The 23,338-nt window shown below is 37.4% G+C and carries 19 protein-coding genes; 8 read left to right on the plus strand and 11 right to left on the minus strand.

Annotated features, from left to right (window positions below; translation table 11 throughout):
• Positions 1-84: 84 nt before the first annotated feature.
• From KQI21_RS06975 to KQI21_RS06985, 3 genes are all read right to left on the minus strand, one after another.
• Complete coding sequence (locus KQI21_RS06975) at positions 85-1,713, minus strand: ABC transporter substrate-binding protein (RefSeq protein WP_216483489.1); 1,629 nt, start codon at positions 1,711-1,713, stop codon at positions 85-87.
• Between the two features lie 178 nt (positions 1,714-1,891).
• Positions 1,892-2,926: an ABC transporter ATP-binding protein gene (locus KQI21_RS06980; protein WP_216483491.1), complete on the minus strand. Its 1,035-nt coding sequence runs from the start codon at positions 2,924-2,926 to the stop codon at positions 1,892-1,894.
• Positions 2,923-3,924, minus strand: coding sequence for an ABC transporter ATP-binding protein (locus KQI21_RS06985; RefSeq protein ID WP_216483492.1), 1,002 nt, complete (start codon positions 3,922-3,924; stop codon positions 2,923-2,925). Before KQI21_RS06985 ends, KQI21_RS06980 begins: the two co-directional genes overlap by 4 nt.
• Before the next feature lie 740 nt (positions 3,925-4,664).
• On the opposite strand from KQI21_RS06985, the gene KQI21_RS06990 reads away from it, so the two are divergent.
• Positions 4,665-5,093 carry a pyridoxamine 5'-phosphate oxidase family protein gene (locus KQI21_RS06990; protein ID WP_216483494.1) on the plus strand — a complete coding sequence of 143 codons (429 nt, stop codon included), beginning with the start codon at positions 4,665-4,667 and terminating at the stop codon, positions 5,091-5,093.
• A gap of 384 nt (positions 5,094-5,477) precedes the next feature.
• On the opposite strand, the gene KQI21_RS06995 is transcribed toward KQI21_RS06990, so the two are convergent.
• The 8 genes from KQI21_RS06995 to KQI21_RS16505 all read right to left on the minus strand — a co-directional run bounded on the left by KQI21_RS06995 (position 5,478) and on the right by KQI21_RS16505 (position 15,540).
• Positions 5,478-6,164, minus strand: a complete 687-nt coding sequence (locus KQI21_RS06995; protein ID WP_216483496.1) for an ABC transporter ATP-binding protein — start codon at positions 6,162-6,164, stop codon at positions 5,478-5,480.
• Positions 6,165-6,167: 3 nt separating this feature from the next.
• Positions 6,168-7,235 (minus strand): ABC transporter permease, encoded by a 1,068-nt coding sequence (locus tag KQI21_RS07000; RefSeq protein ID WP_216483498.1) that lies wholly within the window; start codon positions 7,233-7,235, stop codon positions 6,168-6,170.
• A gap of 741 nt (positions 7,236-7,976) precedes the next feature.
• Positions 7,977-9,983: a transketolase gene (gene tkt / locus KQI21_RS07005; protein WP_216483499.1), complete on the minus strand. Its 2,007-nt coding sequence runs from the start codon at positions 9,981-9,983 to the stop codon at positions 7,977-7,979.
• 197 nt (positions 9,984-10,180) lie between these two features.
• Positions 10,181-11,446: a class II D-tagatose-bisphosphate aldolase non-catalytic subunit gene (locus KQI21_RS07010; protein ID WP_216483501.1), complete on the minus strand. Its 1,266-nt coding sequence runs from the start codon at positions 11,444-11,446 to the stop codon at positions 10,181-10,183.
• 213 nt (positions 11,447-11,659) lie between these two features.
• Entirely contained in the window at positions 11,660-12,727 is a 1,068-nt protein-coding gene (locus KQI21_RS07015; protein WP_216483502.1) for a PTS fructose transporter subunit IIC, read from the minus strand.
• Positions 12,728-12,806: 79 nt separating this feature from the next.
• Positions 12,807-13,121: a PTS fructose transporter subunit IIB gene (locus tag KQI21_RS07020; RefSeq protein ID WP_216483504.1), complete on the minus strand. Its 315-nt coding sequence runs from the start codon at positions 13,119-13,121 to the stop codon at positions 12,807-12,809.
• A 23-nt stretch (positions 13,122-13,144) separates the two neighbouring features.
• Positions 13,145-13,600, minus strand: a complete 456-nt coding sequence (locus KQI21_RS07025) for a PTS sugar transporter subunit IIA (protein WP_216483506.1) — start codon at positions 13,598-13,600, stop codon at positions 13,145-13,147.
• A complete protein-coding gene (locus tag KQI21_RS16505; RefSeq protein WP_216483507.1) occupies positions 13,597-15,540 on the minus strand; it encodes a BglG family transcription antiterminator in 1,944 nt (647 codons plus the stop codon). The genes KQI21_RS07025 and KQI21_RS16505 overlap by 4 nt, the downstream gene beginning before the upstream one ends.
• A gap of 370 nt (positions 15,541-15,910) precedes the next feature.
• Here KQI21_RS16505 and KQI21_RS07035 point away from each other — a divergent pair, with 370 nt between their 5' ends.
• The 7 genes from KQI21_RS07035 to KQI21_RS07065 all read left to right on the plus strand — a co-directional run bounded on the left by KQI21_RS07035 (position 15,911) and on the right by KQI21_RS07065 (position 23,338).
• Positions 15,911-16,624 (plus strand): HAD family hydrolase, encoded by a 714-nt coding sequence (locus KQI21_RS07035; RefSeq protein ID WP_216483509.1) that lies wholly within the window; start codon positions 15,911-15,913, stop codon positions 16,622-16,624.
• Positions 16,625-16,993: 369 nt separating this feature from the next.
• Positions 16,994-17,659, plus strand: coding sequence for a hypothetical protein (locus KQI21_RS07040; RefSeq protein ID WP_216483511.1), 666 nt, complete (start codon positions 16,994-16,996; stop codon positions 17,657-17,659).
• Positions 17,660-17,973: 314 nt separating this feature from the next.
• Positions 17,974-18,951, plus strand: coding sequence for a ring-cleaving dioxygenase (locus KQI21_RS07045; RefSeq protein ID WP_216483512.1), 978 nt, complete (start codon positions 17,974-17,976; stop codon positions 18,949-18,951).
• A gap of 398 nt (positions 18,952-19,349) precedes the next feature.
• Positions 19,350-20,129: a MurR/RpiR family transcriptional regulator gene (locus KQI21_RS07050; RefSeq protein ID WP_077318659.1), complete on the plus strand. Its 780-nt coding sequence runs from the start codon at positions 19,350-19,352 to the stop codon at positions 20,127-20,129.
• A 385-nt stretch (positions 20,130-20,514) separates the two neighbouring features.
• Complete coding sequence (gene pfkB, locus KQI21_RS07055) at positions 20,515-21,432, plus strand: 1-phosphofructokinase (protein WP_216483513.1); 918 nt, start codon at positions 20,515-20,517, stop codon at positions 21,430-21,432.
• 6 nt (positions 21,433-21,438) lie between these two features.
• Positions 21,439-22,866, plus strand: a complete 1,428-nt coding sequence (locus tag KQI21_RS07060; protein WP_216483514.1) for a PTS fructose transporter subunit IIC — start codon at positions 21,439-21,441, stop codon at positions 22,864-22,866.
• A gap of 7 nt (positions 22,867-22,873) precedes the next feature.
• Positions 22,874-23,338, plus strand: a complete 465-nt coding sequence (locus KQI21_RS07065; RefSeq protein WP_253291350.1) for a PTS sugar transporter subunit IIA — start codon at positions 22,874-22,876, stop codon at positions 23,336-23,338.

Below are 23,338 nucleotides of genomic sequence, written 5' to 3' on the forward strand. Positions count from 1 at the left end.
AAATTCTGATACACAGGTGATTATTCTGCAGTTTAAACAGCTTTTCCTATAAAGGAAAGCTGTTTAAACTACATCGTGAGCAACTCACTCTTTTATATCTAACAGATTAAAAGGTTCACTTCCTGTCGAGTGCGGTAAGAAATCAACAATCTTTTTATTTGCTGCTATTGGCGGAGTGGTATGGGCGATTGGAACCCAAGGAGCATCTTCATGAATAAGTTCCTGTGCTTCTAAATAAAATGCTATCCGTTTTTCTTGATCCATCTCAGTTTGTGCCTTTTTTAATAAATGATGGACATCTTCATTTTGATAAAAGGCAATGTTTCCGGCGGATCCTTTTTTAGCGTTATCCTTATCTAATAGAACATACAGGAAATTATCAGGGTCACCATTGTCTCCCGTCCATCCTAAAAATGCCATGTCATGTTCCCCGTTTTCTGTAATATTAAGATGCGTATCCCAATCGTTTTCAATAATTTCGACATCAATAGAAACTTCAGCTAACATTTCCTGAATTGCCTGCGCCGATACTTTAGGTTGTGGCATGTATGGTCTTGGATTGGCAAATGTGTAGAGAGTCAACTTAAAGCCATCTTTATAGCCCGCTTCAGCAAGTAGTTTCTTAGCTGCTTCCACATCATATCCATAATCTTCAATGTCATCATTGTGCCCCCACAATGATGGCGGCAGAGGGTTCTTTGCCGGTTTACCAATTCCCTCATAAAGCTCAATTAATCTATCTTTATCGATAGCTAGATTAATCGCTTGTCGAACAAGTTTGTCAGATAGAGGTCCTTCTTTACTTGTATTCATAGCCAAGTAGCTTACATTCATGGAAGGTCGTTCAATGATTTGGAGATTTTCATCTGCTTCTGCTGTCTTAAGATCTTGCGGGTTTAACCCTGTCATCATATCAATAGAACCCGCTTGTAATTCCATAAACCTTGCTCCGTTATCAGGAATAGTCCGGAATATGACCTTATCGATCTTAGCTGCCTCTCCAAAGTAATCTGGGTTTTTGGAAAGGGCAATACTTTCATCTGGCTGCCATTTTTCAAACACAAACGGTCCAGTTCCTACTGGGTTTTTAAAATACTCCTCACCATGTTTTTTGACAGCTTCAGGACTGGCAATACCAAATGGCGGCATCGCTAATGTCTGAAGAAACGGAGCATTTGGTTCGGAAAGGGTCACTTTTACCTCATAGTCACCTGTTGCTTCCACTTTTTCAATAATTCCCCCTAAATCTTCTTCAGATGCCCCAAACATGTATCCATAGTAAATAAATTCCGCTGACGTTGCCCAGCGCTCGAAATTGTAAACGACTGCTTCAGCATTAAAATCCGTATCGTCATGGAATTTTACATCATTTCTTAATTGGAATGTCCATGTCAGCCCATCTTCACTTGCTTGCCACTCTGTGGCTAAAGCAGGTTTTATTTCTGTACTATCCTCTTCGTAGCGAACGAGTGTATCGTAGATTTGATTGGTAACATAGATAGATTCACCATCAGTTACTTTAGATGGATCTAATTGAATAGAGTCAGCGCCGCGACCAAAAATCAATGTTTTCTCACCGGTTGATTTTTCAGTTTGTTCTTTCCCTTCTGTGTTTCCATTCTCGTTTGTTTCTGATTCACCATTACAAGCGCTTAGAAACAGCAACAGTGTCAATAATAAACTAAATAGCAAAAGAAAATAACGGTTTTTCAACTTTTTTCCCCCTTGAATCTGTTAATAACAATGCGTTTTTCCTAGTTAGGAATTTATATCCGTTTCTCCATGACAGATATCTTTTTTGAAAATAGCTTCATCGCCTAGCTTAAGCACTCAAGCTATAGTCAACATCGGTCTTCTTCCTACAATTAGTGAACATCGGCTCCTTACGTCGTTAACCGAGCGTTTCCTTTTGTTTCTTATCAGGTTTTGGATTCGTTTCGGTTTCTCTTCTCATCACCTCCTTAACGAAATGGCAGGCTGCCAACTGCCCCTCTGTTGAAACCTGCTTGAGTACCGGCTTTTCTCGTATGCAAATTTCTTCTTTAAATGGACATCTAGTATGGAATTTACAACCGCTAGGCGGGTTTGCAGGAGAAGGCAGGTCTCCTTTTAAAATGATTCGCTGTTTTTTTTGATGTGGATTTACTTCAGGAATTGCTGATAGTAGAGCTTGGGTATATGGATGCTTAGGGCTTTCATACAACTCATTAACTTCTGCCATTTCCACAATTTCACCTAAGTACATGACAGCAACTTGATCACTAATATGGTGTACTACACTTAAATCATGGGCGATAAAAATATAAGTTAGTTCAAATTCAGCTTGTAAATCTTCCATTAAATTAATAATTTGTGCCTGAATGGATACATCTAGCGCAGATACGGGTTCATCACAAATAACGAGTTTTGGTTCTAATGCAAGTGCCCTGGCAATACCGATCCGCTGGCGTTGTCCACCGCTGAATTCATGAGGATAGCGGTCCTTATGCTCAAGTTGTAATCCTACTACATCTAACAAGTGTTTTAACTTCTTTTCTCGATTTGCTTTGGGCAGGTTAAAAATTTTCATCGGTTCGTTAATCATTTGGGCAATTGTTCTCCGTGGGTTTAGGGAAGCATAGGGGTCTTGAAAAATAATTTGCATATCTTTTCTTAGTTTACGAAGTTTCTCACCGCGATAGCTTTCAATACTTTCTCCGTTAAAGATAATCTTTCCAGCTGTAGGCTTCACCAATTTTAAAATGGATCTGCCTACAGTTGATTTTCCGCAACCGCTTTCACCGACCAGACCAAGCGTTTTTCCGGCTTGTACAGAAAAAGAAACTCCATCGACTGCTTTTAACACGGACTTATGTCTGGATAGTAGTTGGCTGTTTTTTAATGGGAAATATTTTTTTAAATTGTTTACTTCTAGTAATGTACTCATGGATTAATCACCTTTTCTGATTGCGATTGATTGTAGAGAAGACAACGTACAAAATGATCAGGACCGACAGGCTGCAATATTGGATCTATTTTCCGGCAACTGTCCATTACGTACTGACAACGGGGAGCAAAACTACATCCTTGAGGTAATGCTTTTAAATCTGGTGGTCCGCCAATAATCGTTTGCAGCTTTGTTTTGTCCGGCTTTATAGTCGGAATGGAATTCATTAAACCGGTCGTATAAGGGTGTTTCATCTCGTCAAATAATTGGGTAGTTTTTGTATATTCAACTGGCTTTCCAGCATACATCACCATAACTCGGTCACAGGTTTCAGCAACAACTCCAAGATCATGTGTAATCATAATAATTGCCATATTTAAATTCCGTTGCATGTCCTTAAATAGTTCTAAAATTTGCGCCTGGATCGTCACATCTAATGCAGTAGTTGGCTCATCAGCGATTAAGACAGCTGGGTTACAGGTAAGTGCCATCGCTATCATAATTCGTTGCCGCATGCCACCGCTGAATTCATGCGGATAGTTACTCAATCGTTTATCCGGATCAGGAATACCTACTAAATGAAGCAAATCAACTGCCTTTTTTCGGGCTTGCATTTTCGTAACATTCTCGTGTGCTCTGATCGTTTCTATCATTTGCTTCTCAATAGTAAAAACAGGATTTAACGATGTCATTGGATCTTGAAAAACCATGGAGATTTCTTTACCACGAATGTTCCGCATCTGCTTTCGCGTTTTTGTTCGCAAGTCTTCTCCTTTATATAAAATAGTGCCTTGGACAATTTTTCCCGGGTGGGGAACTAATCCCATAATTGACATTGCTGTCATGCTTTTACCGGATCCGGACTCGCCAACAATTCCTAGGGTTTCTCCTGGATATAACTCAAAATTCACGTCATCAACGGCTTTTATCAGACCATCTCTCGTAAAAAAATGGGTATGTAAGCTTTTGACTTCAAGGATGGGTGATTGATTTTGCATCGAACTCCTCCTTTTAAAAAGTGATCCAATTATTCAATCTTTTCAGAAAATAATCGAGTTAGGTTTTAGCTGTTATCGTAGTATATGAAGCGAAAAGGAAAATTAGTAGTTATTTTTTATCTGTTTGTCCAATAGAAGAATTGCTAATTTTTAAAGTGTAAATGGAGAGAAAAAATATTTTGAATCTAAAACTAGCAAGGGTAGGTAAATTTTTAGGTTTAATCAGACATTATGCACAAATAATTTTCCGATTATCGACGCTTTAACAAGGATTGCTGAAGCTGGTGATAAACAACACCATCTGGAAATCTGGAATTTCGTTAAAAATACAATGGATCATATTTTACTGAATTTATCCCGCATGTAAGGTGTCGTAAGCCTCCCACTACAAGACCAGAGTTGATACAAAAAGGGTCTACGTGTGAGAAAACGGCACCTAAATGCCCGATTCGTGAGAAGGGCATTTAGGTCATACCCTTCTAGGTACTAACATTCAGTAGGAGATGGAAGAAAACTCCTACTGAATGAAGTTTCACTTTATAATTGAGTCGGATCAGAAACTATTGCTAAGGAATTTATGCAACCTTGTCGAAATAACGGGAAATAAGCAGGAGTGCGATTATATTTCGAATATTTAAAATAATATGAACAATAAAGATTTTGTGTTTAAGATTTCCGGATGAAGGAATAATACAGATAAGGAAATTAGTTGGATATATCTATTAAAAGGAGTGTAAATATTGAAGCAGGAAGCGTTAAGAAAAGAGATTGAGCATATCTTAGAAAATAGCTATATAGGTCCGATGGCAACAGTAAAAAGGAATATGCCTCACTCTAGGTATATGACATTTTATCATAATAACTTAACCCTATATACGTTAACGGATAAAGGTACGGAAAAAACGGAGGATCTTGAAAAGAATCCTTATACGCATATAATTCTCGGATATGAAGGGGAGGGAATGGGCGATGCGTATGTTGAATATGAAGGAAAGGTGAGCTTTAACGAATCTGCAGAACTAAAAAAACAATTATGGAGTAATCAACTAAAGCAATACTTCTCTAGCCCGGATGATCCGAACTTAACCGTTTTAGAAATTAAACCCTTGCATATCCGCTTAATGAATAAAAAAGGTGAAGAAAGTCCACAAGAATTAGAAATAACCTAATTATAAGCATTATAGTCGACGGTTAGCATTCGTAAGATAGAGAGCAACAGCCCGCAGGCAAAGCCAGAAAACGAAAAAGACGTCGCAAAATCTAAAACAGAACACTGTAAAGTCGAACCAACATGCCCGAAAGTCGAAACAAAGCTTCATCAAATCGGAACAAAATGCCCAGAAGTCGTAACAGAACACTCCTAAGACGAACCAGAGCATCTCCACAGTCGGGCGAGCACACCACGAAGTCGAACCAGAATGCATGAGAAAGTATAACTAAAAATGCAAATTCAGGGCACAGAAAAAAAGCAGCCAGTTGCGATATTGAAGCAACTGGCTACTTACTTTATCGCGTTTAGTATATCTACTTTTTTCGGAAGAATAATGGTGCGGTTAGCTTTTGGTTCTTTCTGTTTGTAAGCTAAGTCTTCCATCGGTAATCTTGTAGACTTTGTTACAGTAGTCAATAAGTCGCGTATCATGCGTAACGACAATAGTTGTTTTGTTATTGTTTACTGTTAGCTCTTTAAGCATTTCCATAACTTCAAACGCACGATCAGAATCAAGCGAAGCAGTTGGTTCATCAGCAAGTATAATACTCGGATTTGTATATAATGCTTTTGCGATAGCTACACGCTGTCTTTCACCACCTGATAAATCGGCTGGAAAACTATTTAAAAGCTTCTCCATTCCTAAAGTCTGATAAAGCTCTTGAAGTTTTTCTGAAGGTAAATTATCTTTTTTCACCTTATCTAATAATTGCAATTGTTGTTTGACATTAAGAAAAGGAACTAAATTTGAGGCTTGCAAAACAAAGCCAATTTCCCTTAATCGTATTGCTGAACGTTGTTTTTCTTTTAACTTGGTAATATCTGTACCGTTGATTAACACATTTCCATTCGTCGGAGTTTGCAAACCTCCTGCAATCGTTAAAAAGGTACTTTTTCCTGAGCCGGAGGGACCAATTACGGCAATTAATTTGTTCTTATCCGCGGAGAAATCAGTTGGCTTTAGCGCTTCAATTTCCGTATGACCTGAACCAAAAACTTTATTTACTTGCTTCATTTCAAGAGTTGCCATGGTTTAACCTCCAATCGCTTTTAGTGGATCTACTTTTACAATTGTTTGAACAGAGAAGAGTGCTCCTAATATGGAGACAAAAATAAGCACAACTCCATAGATAATCAGGTAGAGATAGTTATAGTCAACAGGTACGGCATCAGGTAAAAATAATCCAGTAATTATCGTTAAAATAAAGCCAATGATAACACCTGCAATGGAAAGCAAGAATGTTTGGGCAATAACAGACCTTGCTAGGTATTTACCGGAGATCCCTTGAGCCTTCATCACACCAAAAATACTTACTTTTTGAATGGTAAGGACGTATAAGAAAATGGCCAATACTAGAGCAGAGATAACAAATAAGAAATAAATCATCATTGTTAACGTTAAATTTTGCTCAGAGTAGCCTGGAAGATTTTCTATAAATGTAGAAGTATCCACGACTTGCAGATTTTCGTTTACTTCCACATTTGACAGATCAGCAGTCCGAATAATAAAGGCATTTATCTGATCATGATAGTTATCAGCAGCTTTCCCGTAGCGAATTTTTTGCACGGTATCTAAACCAGTATAAAGGACGGGAGCGGCACTGAATTTCGCATTATTCGTAAAGCCTACAATAGTTAGCTTTTCCTCTGTTGACGAAAGACTTAATTCATCACCAAGCTCAAAACCCTCATTTTTTAGTGAATCATTTGCGATGACTTCGCCTGTTTTGTCAAATTCCTTTCCCTCGGTTACATTTGGCATAATAAATTCATTTTTATTCATACCAAAAATCGCTACATTTGATTTATTGTTTCCTGAAGTAGCTATGGAACTAATCTGAGCTAGGCTCGCATATTCATCTGTACCTTCACCGTTGTAATCACCCAGCTTTAAACTGGATTGAGGTAGATTAATGTCAGATTCCTTTGTCAAAATAACTCCTTGACTAGCCCATTTATCAACAGCTGCTTTATTCATATTTTCTAAACCATTTGCCAGTCCTGATAAAAAGAAAACAAGGTAGGAAACGAGTGTTAATACACCAATAATCAAGATAAAACGCAATTTATTATTTTTTATTTCATTCCAAGCTAGAAACATGTTCTCCCTCCCAATAATAGTTTCTTTTTATGGTATATACACCCTTAATAAATTGTATAGGATTATTTTAGCGATTTCTAGCATATAAGCTTAAGGGTAGCAGAAAGGTGATTGTTGAAAGTAAAGCACGTCATAGTAATCTCAAGAGGTGAAAAGGCGATAGTCAAAGTAGTTGTATGGGTTTTCGCTATTATATAAGTGGAGAAACAGAAATTGCTAGCTAGTCTTGTCAAAAGATATGAGAATATGTTAGGGGAGGATGGACTGGATAAACTTGAAAAATGGATATGCACAACTATGTGATTGTTTTTTGTGTGGTAAACTTTCCTACGAAACCGAGACAGTATCGTGGATTTATCCCGCATGTAAGGTGCCGTAAGACTCCCACTTCAAGAGCCTCGAGTTGATACAAAAGGGTCTAAGTGGGAGAAAACGGCACCTAAATACCCGATTCGTGAGAAGGGCCTTAAGGTCATACCCTTCTAGGTACTAACATTCAGTAGGAGATGGAAGAAAACTCCTACTGAATGAAGTTTCACTTTATTCGAATATAATGATGAATCCATGCATAGTTAAGATGAATGAAAAAATTTCTCATCTTAACTATTCAATAGCTTTCCAGGCCTATTTTTGCAGGAAGAAAATAACGTTTCTTTTGCTAAATGACTAAAAAATTATATTAAAATATACTACGTTACGCTCTTGTCAACTTTTCATTTACCTCAGGGTCATATAAAGCAGTCATTTTTTGCAAAATACTTCTAGATATTTTCGTACAATATGATTTGGGGTAAAATTATATACTTTTACTACTTCTTCTCCTTTACCAGAAGCGCCAAACTTATCAACACTTATATTTATCCCGTCTAAGCCAGTATATTTACTCCAGCCAAAATTAGAACCTAATTCAATCGAAAGTCGATTTCGTATATGATTTGGCAGAACATGGGCTTGATACGTTTTATCTTGTTGATCAAATAAATCAAAACTTGGCATAGAGACAACAGAAACATCAATATCGTTTTCTGATAATTTCTTTTGAACTTGTATCGCTAAGTTAACTTCAGATCCGCTTGCTATAATAATGCCATGTTGGGTGTTACTTCTTGCGGGGGATAATATATAAGCCCCTTTTTCAACTCCAAACCTGGCTTTTTCTCTAGTACCAGGTAAGATAGGTAAGTTTTGGCGACTTAAAATAAGTAATGTTGGTTTAGATGTTGAGAGAATAGCCATTCTCCACGCTTGAGATGCTTCATTTCCATCAGCAGGACGGATAACACTAATATTAGGCATAGAGCGAAAAGATGCTAATTGTTCAATCGGTTCATGAGTCGGACCGTCTTCACCGACGCTAATAGAATCATGTGTAAGAACATAAATTCCAGGCAGATTAGAAATCGCTGCAACTCGGATCGCTGCCCGTAAATAATCAGAGAACACAAAAAAAGTCCCCACATACGGTATCGTTCCACCATGCAAAAGCATTCCATTCATAATTGCTCCCATAGCAAATTCTCTAACGCCAAACCAGATATTACGTCCTGAGTAATCCAGAGGCGAAAAGTCTTTGGAGTGGTGGATCATAGTATTATTAGAAGAACTTAAATCCGCTGAACCTCCCCAAAATGAATTTAACTTTTTGCTAATTGTCTGAATAGCGGCTTCACTTGCTTTTCGTGTAGCTATAGGTGTATCTGCAGTAGAGTATCTTGGTAACAGATCAGCCCAATTTGTTGGTAGTTTGCCGTTAAGAGCATTTATTAACTGTTTGCCCTTTTTGGGAAATTGTTGTTCAAAGGTAGCAAGTAAACTATTCCATTGTTGCTCTATCTTTTCACCTGGTTTGACTAATTGTTCATGAAAGTAGAGAGCAACTTCTTCTGGTACAGTAAATGGAGGGAAATTCCAATTATACTTTTCTTTAGCTATCATGGTATTTTCTTTTCCTAAAGGTGCTCCATGTACTTTATTCGTACCTTGATGAGGGGCACCGTAGCCAATAATTGTTTTAACTTCAATAAGTGTAGGCTTTTCCATTTCTGCTTTTGCTGCTTCGATTGCTTTAGAAATAGATTCTAAATCATTTCCATCTGCTACTACAATATGTTGCCAACCATAAGCAATAAAACGGGCTCCGACATCTTCCGTAAATGCTTTATTAGTTGGGCCATCAAGTGATATATCGTTGGAGTCATATAACACAATTAACTTTCCTAATTTTAAGTGCCCCGCTAATGAAGCGGCTTCCGCTGCTACTCCTTCCATTAAATCACCATCGCCACATAAAGCATACGTATAATGATCGATAATCGAAAAACCGTCTTGATTATAGGAAGCAGCTAAGTGTGCTTCAGTCATCGCCATGCCTACTGCATTGGCGATGCCTTGACCTAAAGGCCCCGTTGTAGCTTCAACGCCATCCGTTACACCAAATTCAGGGTGTCCAGGGGTACGGCTTCCCAACTGGCGGAAATTTTTTAGATCATCTATTGTAACATCATATCCTGCTAAATGTAATAAGCTGTAAAGCATGGCAGAGCCATGCCCGGCTGATAGTACAAAACGATCCCTATCCATCCATTTCGGGTTTTTAGGATTCACTTTTAAATGCTTTACCCACAGTACGTAGGCCATTGGTGCAGCTCCCATTGGTAATCCGGGATGACCTGAATTTGCAGCATTGATTGCATCAATGCTTAATGCCCGGATTGTATTAACTGCTAAATGATCAATATTATCAAACATAGTAAACACTCCTAGGAAAAACAGATCAGGGGAACCTTCTTTAGAATCGGTTAGAGTCTTTTTAATCAAGCAAGTTATTAGAAGTAAACACTAGTAATAGTAATAACCCGAGTGGCAAAAGATTAAAAACAGTGGGATGAGGAGTACCTTCCCCATCCCTGTTAATTAGATCTATCTACCCCTTCCATTCTGTTTTTTTATAGTTTTTCTTTAATTCTCGTCGTAGCACCTTGCAGGTTATAGCATTCTACATAATCGCGTATCGGTCGTTTAATATGTTCCACAATAAATCGCTGTCCGTTAATATTCACCTGATTTAAATTAGCGTATAATTTATCAATTTCTTTCTTCACTTCTGCAAGGTTAAATGTGTAATGTCCGGCAATATCTAAAATAGCAGTAGATAATTCAGCGTCATTCATAATTTCATCAACCGTGAGTTCTGTTTGGTCTCCAACCATCCATTTTCTCCAGCGTTCACTTTGAATAGCATGATAGAGCAATACATCTCGTAATTTAGATGGGTTTTCAATCAAACCGTAATCTTTTAACTTCTGTTCGACACTTGCTAATTTTAAATAGCCTCTTGTTTCCTCTGTTCCATACTGAGGTGCTACATTTGTTGCTGTAATCTGTGATGGAATATGCTCTAGTAAGGAGACATCATCTAAATAATCACCATTATGTTCTTTTAAACCAACACCATATTTTTTCGCCATTTGGGCGAGCTCATAGGCATTTTCAAAATTAAATTGTCCCGCTTGTTCCGTTTTTCTCACTAATGTTCCGGTTTGTCCGACAATAAAAGTAGGCATTGGTAATCCTTTTTCATCTAATTCTTCCTGTAAGCGAAGAATAAATGTTTCATAAATATTTGTAGATGTTAGTCCTCCATTTGTTTCTTCTGTACCTACTTCATAGCCAATTTCCGGCAGATTTCGAGCTTTTCTCTCCTGTTCGCAATACTCAATTAATTCGACGGTGCGTTCAATTACCGTCTCAAGTGGTATTACTTTTCCCACTTCGAAGGGATCTTTTGTCGGGTCAATCATTAATAAGTCAAAGCCCGCTTCAATATCCGCTAAATAGGATTTCTTTCCTAGAGCCATTGCTTCATTTACTGGTAAATGGTCATTTCTTTCTTTATCTCGTTGCCACGGACCACCGTGATCTCGACATACATAGTACAAGCCGTTAAAGTTTGTTTTTACTGCTATTTCTTTAATAGCTTCCATAAAGGTAAACTGATTCCATCCATTTACATAACCACCGCCAAGTTCATCCATATCTACTTGGTTTCTGCTAGCAATAAACATTAATGGAAAATCATAATCTCTAGCTAATTCAAAGCTTGCTTGTAATAAATTCTTTGACATTGGACCAATACCTAATAATGTTGCGCTTTTATTTTCTTCTTGTAATTCTAACAATGCTTTAACAGTCGATTTGATAGGTGTTTTCATGATTATGACTCCTCCTGTTGTAAATAATGGTGCTGTCCAAAAAGCGGGTAGTGAAGGTCAAGAAATATTAGAGTGCCAACGTCTTGGCTAGATGTAATAGTTGTCAGTTAAATTTTAGATCTGTTGGAAACGAATACAGACATTCGTATGGTTAATGGTCCCGCTTCTTGAAGATGCTTTATTAAGTTAAGAGATTCACATAAAGATCAATATTTATTTAGTTTTAGAAGGTGGGTCAGCTTCTTGAAGATCAGGTTTTGTAAAATGTAGTATTAAAGCTGTTACAAGTGATCCAATTAGCATGGCTAAGAAGAACCATAGTTTTCCATCAACTGCGCCAATGACGATTAATCCTCCATGCGGAATATACGTACCTACATTTTGCAGCATGCCGATTCCACCGCCAACAGCGCTACCAATCATAATGGCAGGAATTACTCGTTTTAAGTCATTTACGGCAAACGGAATTGCTCCTTCGGTAATACCAATCAATCCCATAAAACCAGCACTTACACCCATTCCACGCTCTGCCTTCGTATATTTTCTTCGTGAAATAAATGTAGAAATAGCAAGTCCTAATGGAGGAATAGCAACAGCGATACGGTGGGCACCATTTGGCTCAAAAATACCTTCTGCCATTAAAGCTAGCGTAAAGGCAGTCACAGTTTTATTAATTGGTCCTCCCATGTCAATAGCGGTAAATGCACCAATGACCAATCCTAAAAGTAAGGCGTTTCCTCCCTGTAATGAAGATAGGAAATGAACGAGTGATGTTACAAACCCAGATAGTGGTTGAGCTAGGATATAAATATAAACCATCCCAACGATAAATGTAGTAATAATAGGAATGATTAAGATAGGCATAATAGTCCTTATCGTAGGACCAACTTTCCATGTTTTTACATATCTTGCAAGATAGCCAGCCATAATTCCGACAATCATAGCTCCCAAAAACCCAGTAGATACACCTTCATCACCCAATGGGGTGTTAGCAATATGACCTAGTATCATACCGGGAATAAGTCCAGGCTTCCCTGCAATAGAATAGGCAATATAGCCTGCTAAAATGGGGATCATCATAGCAAAACCTGCTACTCCGATTGTGTTTAAATTTTGTAGAAACGGGTTTGTTACAACCATTCCTTCATCTGTTGGGGTTCCTGAAGATAATGCGATTGCTAAAAATATCCCCCCGACAATTACAGAAGGCATCATGTACGATACCCCAGTGCTAAACGCTTTTTTTAAATCCTCCCCTACTTTTTTACCATTAAATGACATAATTATCCCCTCCTGATTCAAAATATTCAAATAAATAACTTGGCACGAATATTAGGATAAATATAACGCTTTTTAAAATTTATAAGTTTTCTAGCTGATCAATGACATTGCTTACATTTTTAATAACGACAGATGGATCTAATGTAAGAACTTTTCCTTCTTCTCTTTTTTCATCAAAACGCTCATCACCTTCAATGCCAATAGATATAGCAAGAATAACTGCGTCTGCACTGGCAATTTCTTCTTCATTTAATTCATTTTCAATCCCCATTCCACCTTGGGTTTCTATAATAACTTCATAACCTCTTTTTTGGCATTCCTTTTCTATTGCTTCCTGTGCCATGTACGTGTGTGCAATTCCTGTTGTACAAGCTGTAACTCCTACGATTTTCATGGTTCATTTCTCCTTTCGAATGGTTAGTTCTTAATTCCTTCATTAATTTCATTTAATTGTTTAAATGCAGCTTCCGCATCCTTACAAGCGAATAGTTTCTGTCTAAACGCTTCATCCATTAGCTTCTTGCTCACTTGAGAGATATATTTAAGATGAATTTTATTACCGCCATTTTCAGGAACACCGATTAAAAATATATGCTTTACGAGATCCTCTCCTCTCTCATCCCATTGAAAGCTGATTTTTGTACTTAAGTAAGTTATAAATGGTTCATTTATAACATGGGATTTTCCATGGGGAATAGCAACATTAAAATCAACAGAAGTTGGCACTTGCTTTTCTCGATTTAAAACAGCTGTCATAAACGTTTGTTTATCAGTAATTAAATGGTTTGTGAACGCTTGGTTAACTAAAAACTCCAATACATCAAGTCTATTATGAAGGTCGACATTTATAAAAATCATTTCTTTGTTGATCAAGATATACCACTTCCTAACAAGCTGATAAATTTATCTTTACTGGATTTTATCCATAATTGTTCTACTGTTTCTTTATCTTCAATTAAATTGTAAACACAGCTAAGTATTTCTTTAACATGCTGTAAATCTCGTTTGGAAATACAGATGAAGAAAACAACATGGATTAATTGCTCATTCCATTTCAGCGGTTTCTTATTAACATAAATGGCAAGTACGGATTTTTTCACGAATTGGGGATTTCCGTGAGGAATAGCAACTCCAGTTGGTAACACAATATCCCCTACACGCATTCTCTCGAATACGCTTTCTTTGTATGTTGTATTTACATAACCTTTTGCAACTAAAGTATCTATTACATCGTGAATAGATTCAGTCATACATTTATATTCACAGTCAAATTCAATCAATCTTTTGTCGATATATGGTTTAATTTTAGTCAAACAATAACGGACTTCTTTTTTTGCTTTGCGTTTATTGTCTGTTAACACAAAATTAGCATTATAAAATTTTGAAATATTTTCCAGATCATCATTGTTTATAAGCGGGGACACCACAATTAACGGTGTATTCTGCACTTTAATATGTGCAGTTGAAATAATAAAATCTACTTTTTTTAGATTGACTTTAGTCATTTCATCAAAAGACGCTATTTCTATTAGATCAAGAGGTGGAAGTATTTTCCGAACTCTATTTAATAATAGTCCAGACATAGTGATCCCGGTTGGACAAATAATCAGTACTCGTTTTCTTAGCTGCATACGATCAAGTGCAGATTGAAAATAAATCATTAGAAAACCAATTTCGTTTTCGGTAAATTTTATACCTAGTTGGTCTTCAAATCCGCTCATCACAAACCATGTAATATTGTACATTAATCCGAATTCATGTTTGATTTGCGTTATGAATGGATTTTGAACACAATAATTATGTTTTAGTCGATAGATCATTGATGGAAAATGCTTTTCTAATTGATTAGACAATTTATTATCTTTTGTTAAATCTACCTTTAGCATTTTGCTGACTTTTACTAATATCTTTTTTATAATTGGCTTAAAATCCATGTCTATTTCGCCTAAGCTCATTTTATTGGCAGCCATATGCCGATTAAGATATGTCGCGTCCCCTTTAGTAAATTTAATTCCAGTCATACTTGATATTTCTTCTAAGATGATGTTAGGTTGATTCAAATCTATTGATTGCTTTAATGACTTGGCTTGAATATGGCGTCCTAATGATGCTCTGTAAGTTAAAACAATGATGATACTTAAAATATTGTATACATAATAGTCGGCAATCAATTCCAATTTATTAATGGCAAACTTATAAAGCGAGTTATGACATATTTCTACTAATTCTTTTCCATAAAGTTCATTGAGAAAATCATATTTTTGTTGTTTGTTTTCTGAAAAAGTCATCTTTTTTGCTTCATATTTGCTGATTAGTGCATTGAACAGGACAAGTGTGTTTTGCAGCTCTTGCTCGGTTCCTTCTACTCGTGTTCCTTGTGTATCGCTCACTAATTGTACAGTTGATTGATTTAAGAATTGTTCTTTAATAAAATTTAAATCATTATTAATAGAACTTTTGCTGACGAAATAGTGATCGGCTAGATTACTTAGTGTGACCGTTTCCTGATTAAACAGTAAGCGTTTAATAATTTGAAGTCTTCTTTCTTTCACACCAAATAGCAATTTAGGAGTTAACGTATCTGAATTGTCGAGTTCAACGGTCTTTTTATTACCAATTAATTTAATTCCTACCCCCCTTTTTCTTACAAGTTTAAAACCTAATTTATGAACGAAAGGCCCCATTTTTTTAATATCTGAGTGAATCGTTCGCGTAGATACATGCAATTTATTTGCAAGGTACTCTGCAGTTTTCATTTCAGATTCTTTCATAAGCAATTTGATTAAAAGTATTTGTCGATCCGTTAACTCCACTGTTGTAAACCTCCTTTAGAGCAAAACTTAAAGAGATTTTTATGACGATAAAATGTGAACCTCATTACAATTTAAGTTTATTCCTACAGTCGATTAATGTAAATGACAGTTTGTTTCAATAATTAAATGCAAAATGATAAACGCTTTCATATTAAACGTTGCTGAGATATTGGAACCTTTTCCCAATTAATGGAGAGGAGTGAATGATGGTATTTGACAACCTAGCATTATTTGATACTATCTTGTACTATAAGAAAGTATAAAATTTTAGGGTTTATAATATAAGAAAAACTACAGCTTTCGCTAAAGACTTGGCGATAAGCCAAGTTTTTCTAATAAGAGTACTCAGTTTAAATTGAGGAGAGAAACTATGACTATAATAGCCTTTGATTTAGATGACACCTTATACGATCGAACTTTGCCGCTAAAGAAGACATTTAAAGAGTTTTCAGCAACGAAGCAACTTAACTTTAGCCAGATTTATCCTATCTATCAAAAAAATAGTGATATCGGATTTGAACAGGTGACTAGAAAACGTTGGACATTAGAAGAATCTTATGTATTTCGTATTCAAGAGACGTTACAGGAAGTGAATATTACGATTACCAAGCAGGAAGCTCTGGCATTTCAAGCAATGTATAAAAATAATCAGGAGCATATCGAATTAAGACCTTATATAAAAGAAATATTGGATTTCTTGCAAGATAAAGGGATACAAACGCTTATCATCACGAATGGGCCATCATGTAACCAGCGGAAAAAAGTGAAAAATCTAGGGTTAAATAACTATTTTTCTGACAAAGAAATTATCGTTTCAGAGGAAGAACATCTTGCAAAGCCAGATCGGAGAATATTTGAATTAGCCGAAGATAGATTCCACTTTACTAAACAGGCTGCCTGGTATATTGGCGATAACTATCAAATCGATATGATTGGTGCCCATCAAGCCGGCTGGACAGGCGTTTGGCTTAATCCAGCAAAACAGTTACCTGCAAATCAACCTAGTGTAGCGGATAAAACAGTACACACTACGGAAGAATTAAAGTATTATTTATTTCACGTATTAAAAGCAATGAGCAAGTGATTTTGCTATACGTTAGCTGTAACTAGTTGCATGTTTTATGGTAGATACATTTCCAGTAGATTGTAATAGTTAGCCCCTTTTTACAGTCCATTATTCTAAAAGTAATGTTAGGATAATGGTTTTTTTATTGATAGGAAATTATAAATTTGATTTATAAAAGTAGCTTCGTCTAGCTTAAGCGCTTGTGCTGCTAGCAAACTTCAAACTTCTTTCTGGGATGAGTCAACATCGTCTCGAATCTAAAGAAAGGCCGACTAAAAGCGGGCTTGGTCGCCCAGTCGCCATACCCCTGTTTTAGAGGCATGTTTCCTTTATCCCGAATGTAAGAAGCCGTATTTTTCTCATTTCCAGATCTGCTTATCACCGAACATGGTGGAAAAATGGCTACTAAATCCCCAATTCATTCGGGTCGACAGGACAAGGAAAGGCTACGACAGCGACACACCGCACGCAGAAAAAGCGTTCTTCTTTTTCAAGGACAAGGAAAGCTACGACAGCAATACACCGCACGCAGAAAAAGCGTTCTTCTTTTTCAAGGACAAGGAAAGCTACGACAGCAATACACCGCACGCAGAAAAAGCGTTCTTCTTTTTCAAGGACAGAGTTGCTACCAGCAATACATCGCACGCAGAAAAAGCGTTCTTCTTTTTCAAGGACAAGGAAAGGCTACGACAGCGACACACCGCACGCAAAAAAAGCGTTCTTCTTTTTCAAGGACAAGGAAAGCTACGACAGCAATACACCGCACGCAGAAAAAGCGTTCTTCTTTTTCAAGGACAAGGAAAGCTACGACAGCGACACACCGCACGCAGAAAAAGCGTTCTTCTTTTTCAAGGACAAGGAAAGGCTACGACAGCGACACACCGCACGCAGAAAAAGCGTTCTTCTTTTTCAAGGACAAGGAAAGCTACGACAGCAATACACCGCACGCAGAAAAAGCGTTCTTCTTTTTCAAGGACAGAGTTGCTACCAGCAATACATCGCACGCAGAAAAAGTGTTCTTCTTTTTCAAGGACAAGAGCATTCTTTGAATAAAGTTTCACTTTATCTCGAGTAGGTCTGCCGTTTGTACGCCGTAAGCCAAGCACTTCTAGCTTTTGTTCCACTATAGGAAAGTATAAAACTTTATGGTTTATAGTATAAGAAAAACGATAGCTTTCGCCATAAAGACTTGGCGATAAGCTAAGTTTTTCTAATGGGAAAATGATTATCTGTAAGTTGTCTGTAACATAAATAAGTAAATTTGGGAATACAATCTAGTATAAGTAGACATGAGCAGTAATTTATGTTATTTTTATTATGAATTAAGACATTATTAATTCATAATAAATTCGGTGGGAGGTTGTGGAATGAATCAGTTAAAGGGGATTCATCACGTAACAGCTATTACAAGCAGTGCAGAGAAAATTTATGAGTTTTTCACATATGTACTCGGTATGCGCTTAGTTAAAAAGACAGTAAACCAAGACGATATTCAAACGTATCATTTGTTCTTTGCAGACGATAAAGGCAATCCCGGTACTGATATGACCTTTTTCGATTTTCCGGGAATTTCTAAAGGATCACATGGAACGAATGAGATTTATAAGACTTCGTTTCGTGTGCCTTCTGATGCAGCTCTTGCCTATTGGGTAGAGCGATTTGACCGATTGGAAGTGAAACATACAGGAATCCAAGAGCAATTTGGTAAAAAAACATTAGCTTTTGTTGACTTTGACGATCAGCAATATCAACTTATCTCAGATGAATATAATCGCGGTGTAGAAGCAGGGATTCCTTGGCAAAAGGGACCTATTCCCTTAGAGTATGCTATTACGGCTTTAGGACCTATTTTTATCCGAATTGCTAAATTCGATCATTTTAAAGAAATCTTGGAAAAAGTGTTCGAGTTTACAGAAGTCGCCGAGGAGAACGGGTTGCATCTGTTTGAAATGGGAGCAGGAGGAAATGGTGCTCAAGTAATTGTGGAACCAAACGATACGATGACTAATGCACTTCAAGGTTATGGAACAGTACATCATGCAGCTTTTCGGGTGGAAGATCATTCTATGTTAGAAAAGTGGAAAACGCGAATGGAAAACTTTGGCTTCCAAACTTCTGGGTTCGTTAATCGATATTATTTTGAATCGCTTTACATGCGCGTGGCACCGCAAATTTTGTTTGAATTCGCAACAGAGGGACCTGGATTTATGAGTGATGAACCATATGAAACACTAGGGGAAAAGCTGTCTTTACCGCCATTTCTTGAACCGAAACGAAAAGAAATTGAGCACATGGTACGGCCGATTGATACAGTAAGAAGTACGATTAAATTTACGAAGGAATAGCTCTGGTATATTGTGAAAGTAAAATTAATGATATAAGCTTTATTTATAGAAGCGTCATCGAAATAAATATCAATACCTTCCATTCAGTGGTATTTATGAATCTGTATAATGGAAAAGCAAAAGCAGTTCTTAAAAAGCTATCATGACAGAAGCCATTAGATCTTGACGGTGGAAGCTTTAACGAATACGATAAGATATAAGATTAACCATTCTCTATACTCATTCCGTTTTAAGTTTGTAAAAGTAGTTTACAACGATTAATTGTAGAAATGGGCAGAAATATCCCCCATTAGCAGGTGGGGGACAACGTCATTTTCTAACTATCTATTGGGTTAAAAGCCCCCTGATTACAAATGGTGTGGCATATTTCTGACGTACCCCATGAATGGGAGGTTAACATGGACAAGCCTTTATTCAATATTCCTCATCAAACGTATTCCATGCTCAGTCAAAGTGAAAGGTACTTACTTGAGTTCATTCATGAGCATATGGATGAAATAGCTGATATGTCAATTGTTACACTTAGTGAACAGGCAAATGTATCGACAGCAACGATTGTTCGATTAATGAAGAAAATTGGTTATAATGGTTATACTTCATTTAAATATCGGTTGAAACAAGATAAGCAAATGGTGGATACCAATGATTTGTTGGCAGATATTGATGATGATATTAAACAAGTCATTAAGAAAAATGAAGAAGAAGTATCCCGAACGATTCAGCTGCAGAGCATTGGACAAATTGAAGATGTTGTTCAGAAAATGTATAAAGCAGAGCGGATTTACATTTTTAGTCGCGGCTTTTCAGAGATGATTGCAAAAGAAATGATGATTAAGCTGCAAGCATTAGATAAAATCTGTGAAACGCATGAGGATCCAAATATTATTCGCGTGAAATCCCGCAAAGTTACGAGACATGATATCGCGATTTTTATATCATTAAATGGTGAAACGGAAGAGCTTGTAGAAGCGTGTCAAAACTTAAATATTAGACAAGTGACGACAATCACCTTAACCACGAAAGTGGATTCGTCCCTAAGCCGTTTATCTGACATGACTTTATTAGGTTATAAAACAGAGCATTCCCTGTTTCCAGAATATGAGGTACGATCTCGTCTATCGCTTAATGTCATTGCGAGGATACTGCTTGACTCTTATGTGATTCGAACAAGAAAATAAGGCGTTTTGCCACTTACTGAGGCACGAATGGGTTTCTCAGTAAGTGGCTTTTTTGTTTAGGAAATGATATCTGTTTCCCTATGGTGAATAACTTTTTTTGAAAAGTAACTTCGCCGTCTAGCTTAATTGTCGTTTGCTAGCAAACGAGCAATTCTCCTACGATAAGACTTGAATAGACCGACTAAAAGCGGGCTTGCCGCTCAGGCGTCGGCATATCCCTGTCTCAGGGGCATGTTTTCGTTATCAGTCAGAAGCTCTCCAGTTTGTACGTCTAACTTGAGCGCTTCTAGTTTTTGCTCTTGTATATGGGTTTACATAAACTGAAAACATTTACATAAAAATCTGTGCCATACTAAAAGTAACAAGAGAGAAAGTAGGTGAGGCTGTGATCTATACATGCACAATGAACACCGCCATCGATTTGTATGTGGCGATGGAAGTGTTAAAGCCGAGTACTGTGAATCGAACGTACGATGAAGATTACCAGCCAAACGGAAAAGGTGTCAATGTCTCTTTGATGCTGAAGAAAATGGGAATAGCTAATACGGCGTTCGGATTTATCGGTGGATTCTCAGGTGATTTCATTCAAGAAGAACTAGAGAAATTAGATATAACTACGGATTTTATTAAAGTCGATGGCAATACGCGTATTAACGTATTTATAAATGCTGATGAGGAATACAAAATTGTCAATCGAGGACCATTTATTGATCAACAGGCTTTAGATAAACTGTTGAAAAAAATAAACGAAATTCCTGCAGAAAGTATCTTAATCGTATCCGGAAGTCTTCCGCGTGGGGTAGATGAACGTGTTTTAGTTACCATCGCAAACATCTGTAATAAGAATGCTGTGAAACTGATCCTTGATTCTAGTTCATCTGTTGTTTTAGAGACACTTCCTTATGGTCCATATTTATTAAAGCCGAATGAAGATGAACTGGCACAGCTATTTGGCGAAAGCTCCCTATCGGAAGAACAGATGATGGCATATGGCGAAGAATTGATTCAACGGGGAGCAAGACATGTCATTATTTCCAGAGGAGAAGACGGGGCACTATATATAGATAAGCAAACCGTCATCAAAGCGAGTTCTCCTAAAGGGAAAGTAGTCAACACTGCTTGTGCGGGAGATGCTTTATTAGCTGCTTTTATCGCCAAAACAATCGGTAATAAAAGCCCGGCTGAGGCACTTGCTTATGCTGTAGCTACAGGTGCATCGACAGCATTTTCTAAAGGATTAAGTGATTTAACGGATATACCAGAGTTAATGAATCAAGTTCATATAACAAGTCTAGGGAGGTAAAAAAGCATGGCAAAGAAAAAAATTGTTGCTGCTACAGGTTGTCCAACAGGTATTGCGCACACATTTATGGCTGCGGAAGCTTTACAAAAAGCAGCTGAAAAATTAAATGTGGAAATTAAAGTAGAAACACACGGGCAAGTCGGTATTGAAAACGCATTGACACCACAGGATATCAAAGAAGCAGATGGCGTCATCATTGCGGCCGATAAAGATGTGCAAGCAGACCGTTTTCATGGGAAGTCAGTCGTAGATGTTCCGGTAGCTAAAGGGATTCGGGAACCAGAAACACTTATTCAGCAAATATTAAATGGACAAGCTCCAGTGTACTATGCTTCAGATTATAAGGGATCCGGTGAACAGGACGCAAATAATGTTGAAGGTGCAACTCACCATACGAATGGCAAGTGGATCCATACGATTTACAAACATTTAATGAATGGTGTATCTCATATGCTGCCATTTGTTGTCGGTGGCGGGGTACTCATCGCTGTATCATTTTTGTTTGGTATCTACTCCGCTGATCCGAAACATGAGCAATATAACGAATTCGCAGCCTTACTAAAAGAGGTTGGGGGTTTAGGATTTAGTTTGATGGTGCCAATTTTGGCAGCGTTTATTGCCGAATCGATTGCGAAACGACCGGGTATGGTAGTTGGCTTTATTGGCGGTTTATTAGCTAGCCAAGGCGGAGCAGGTTTTTTGGGAGGTATATTAGCAGGATTTATTGCAGGTTATATTATTATCTTATTGCAAAAACTATTGAAAAATTTACCACGCTCGTTGGATGGATTAAAATCGATATTTTTGTACCCAGTACTTGGTATTTTTCTAATTGGTATAATTATGAAACCAATTATTATTCCGGTTACGGGGTTAAACGAAGGTTTGATGGATTTCTTAGCGTCTGTTCAATCAACGAATCCATTATTACTCGGTCTGATTGTCGGTGCTATGTGTGGATTTGATATGGGTGGTCCATTTAACAAGGCGGCATATGTAACAGGAACTTTATTACTAGCTGAAGGCAACTTATATTTTATGGCCGGTGTATCAGCTGCTTGTATTGCGCCGCCATTCATTATTGCTTTTGCAACCGTCATGTTTCCAAAATATTTTTCTAAAGAGGAGCGAAATGCTGGAGCTGTTAACTTTATTTTAGGTTCTACCCACATTACGGAAGGTGCTATTCCATTTGCCGCTAAAAACCCAATAGTCGTTTTACCAATTATTATGCTTGGTTCTAGTATTGCGGCAATAATGACGTATTTGTTTAAAGTACAGGTACCAGCACCACATGGAGGATTTTTAGTTCTACCTGTCGTAACAGGAGCATTTCAATGGGTGCTATCTATCCTTGTAGGATCATTAGTAGGAGCACTTCTCTATGGAATGTATCGAAAAAAAGCAGCTCAAAAGAAAAAAATCGAAGGGTGATTAGGTTATGAAACAGATGATTCAGCCAGAATTTATTAAACTTCAAGCAACAGCATCTTCACAGCAAGGAGTCTTTCAAACGATAGCTGATATCGCTGTTGCAAATGGAATTGCCAATTCTGCTGAAGCTGTTGTAGAAGGGCTAAAGGCTCGAGAAGAAGAGAGCACAACCGGCTTTCAGGAAGGATTTGCTATTCCACATACCCAAGTGGATGAAGTCAAGAAGCCAGCAATTATTATTGTACGTACGGAAACAGGAATAGAGTGGGAGTCATTTGACGGGAAGCCGGCATTTTTCTTTCTATCCTTGCTCATTCCGAAATCGGAGGCAGGAACAACACATTTACAAGCACTATCCGCATTATCTCGAGCATTAATCAATGAAGAAATCAGACAAGCGATGCTAACAGCAACAACAGAAATTGAACTTGCTCATATTGTAAGTCAAGCTATCTCAAGAGAGGACGATTAA

The sequence above is a fragment of the Virgibacillus proomii genome, assembly GCF_018916875.1.
GTDB lineage: Bacteria > Bacillota > Bacilli > Bacillales > Amphibacillaceae > Virgibacillus > Virgibacillus proomii_B.

Excerpts from the sequence above, each read along its gene's own strand:
- KQI21_RS07040 (WP_216483511.1), top strand. The coding sequence starts at position 16,994 with ATGGTGGAAAAATGGCTACTAAATCCCCAATTCATTCGGGTCGACAGG.
- KQI21_RS06995 (WP_216483496.1), bottom strand. The coding sequence starts at position 6,164 with ATGGCAACTCTTGAAATGAAGCAAGTAAATAAAGTTTTTGGTTCAGGT.
- KQI21_RS06985 (WP_216483492.1), bottom strand. The coding sequence starts at position 3,924 with ATGCAAAATCAATCACCCATCCTTGAAGTCAAAAGCTTACATACCCAT.
- tkt (WP_216483499.1), bottom strand. The coding sequence starts at position 9,983 with ATGTTTGATAATATTGATCATTTAGCAGTTAATACAATCCGGGCATTA.
- KQI21_RS07020 (WP_216483504.1), bottom strand. The coding sequence starts at position 13,121 with ATGAAAATCGTAGGAGTTACAGCTTGTACAACAGGAATTGCACACACG.
- KQI21_RS07000 (WP_216483498.1), bottom strand. The coding sequence starts at position 7,235 with ATGTTTCTAGCTTGGAATGAAATAAAAAATAATAAATTGCGTTTTATC.
- KQI21_RS06980 (WP_216483491.1), bottom strand. The coding sequence starts at position 2,926 with ATGAGTACATTACTAGAAGTAAACAATTTAAAAAAATATTTCCCATTA.
- KQI21_RS07035 (WP_216483509.1), top strand. The coding sequence starts at position 15,911 with ATGACTATAATAGCCTTTGATTTAGATGACACCTTATACGATCGAACT.
- KQI21_RS07045 (WP_216483512.1), top strand. The coding sequence starts at position 17,974 with ATGAATCAGTTAAAGGGGATTCATCACGTAACAGCTATTACAAGCAGT.
- KQI21_RS07010 (WP_216483501.1), bottom strand. The coding sequence starts at position 11,446 with ATGAAAACACCTATCAAATCGACTGTTAAAGCATTGTTAGAATTACAA.
- KQI21_RS07050 (WP_077318659.1), top strand. The coding sequence starts at position 19,350 with ATGGACAAGCCTTTATTCAATATTCCTCATCAAACGTATTCCATGCTC.
- KQI21_RS07015 (WP_216483502.1), bottom strand. The coding sequence starts at position 12,727 with ATGTCATTTAATGGTAAAAAAGTAGGGGAGGATTTAAAAAAAGCGTTT.
- KQI21_RS07060 (WP_216483514.1), top strand. The coding sequence starts at position 21,439 with ATGGCAAAGAAAAAAATTGTTGCTGCTACAGGTTGTCCAACAGGTATT.
- KQI21_RS07065 (WP_253291350.1), top strand. The coding sequence starts at position 22,874 with ATGAAACAGATGATTCAGCCAGAATTTATTAAACTTCAAGCAACAGCA.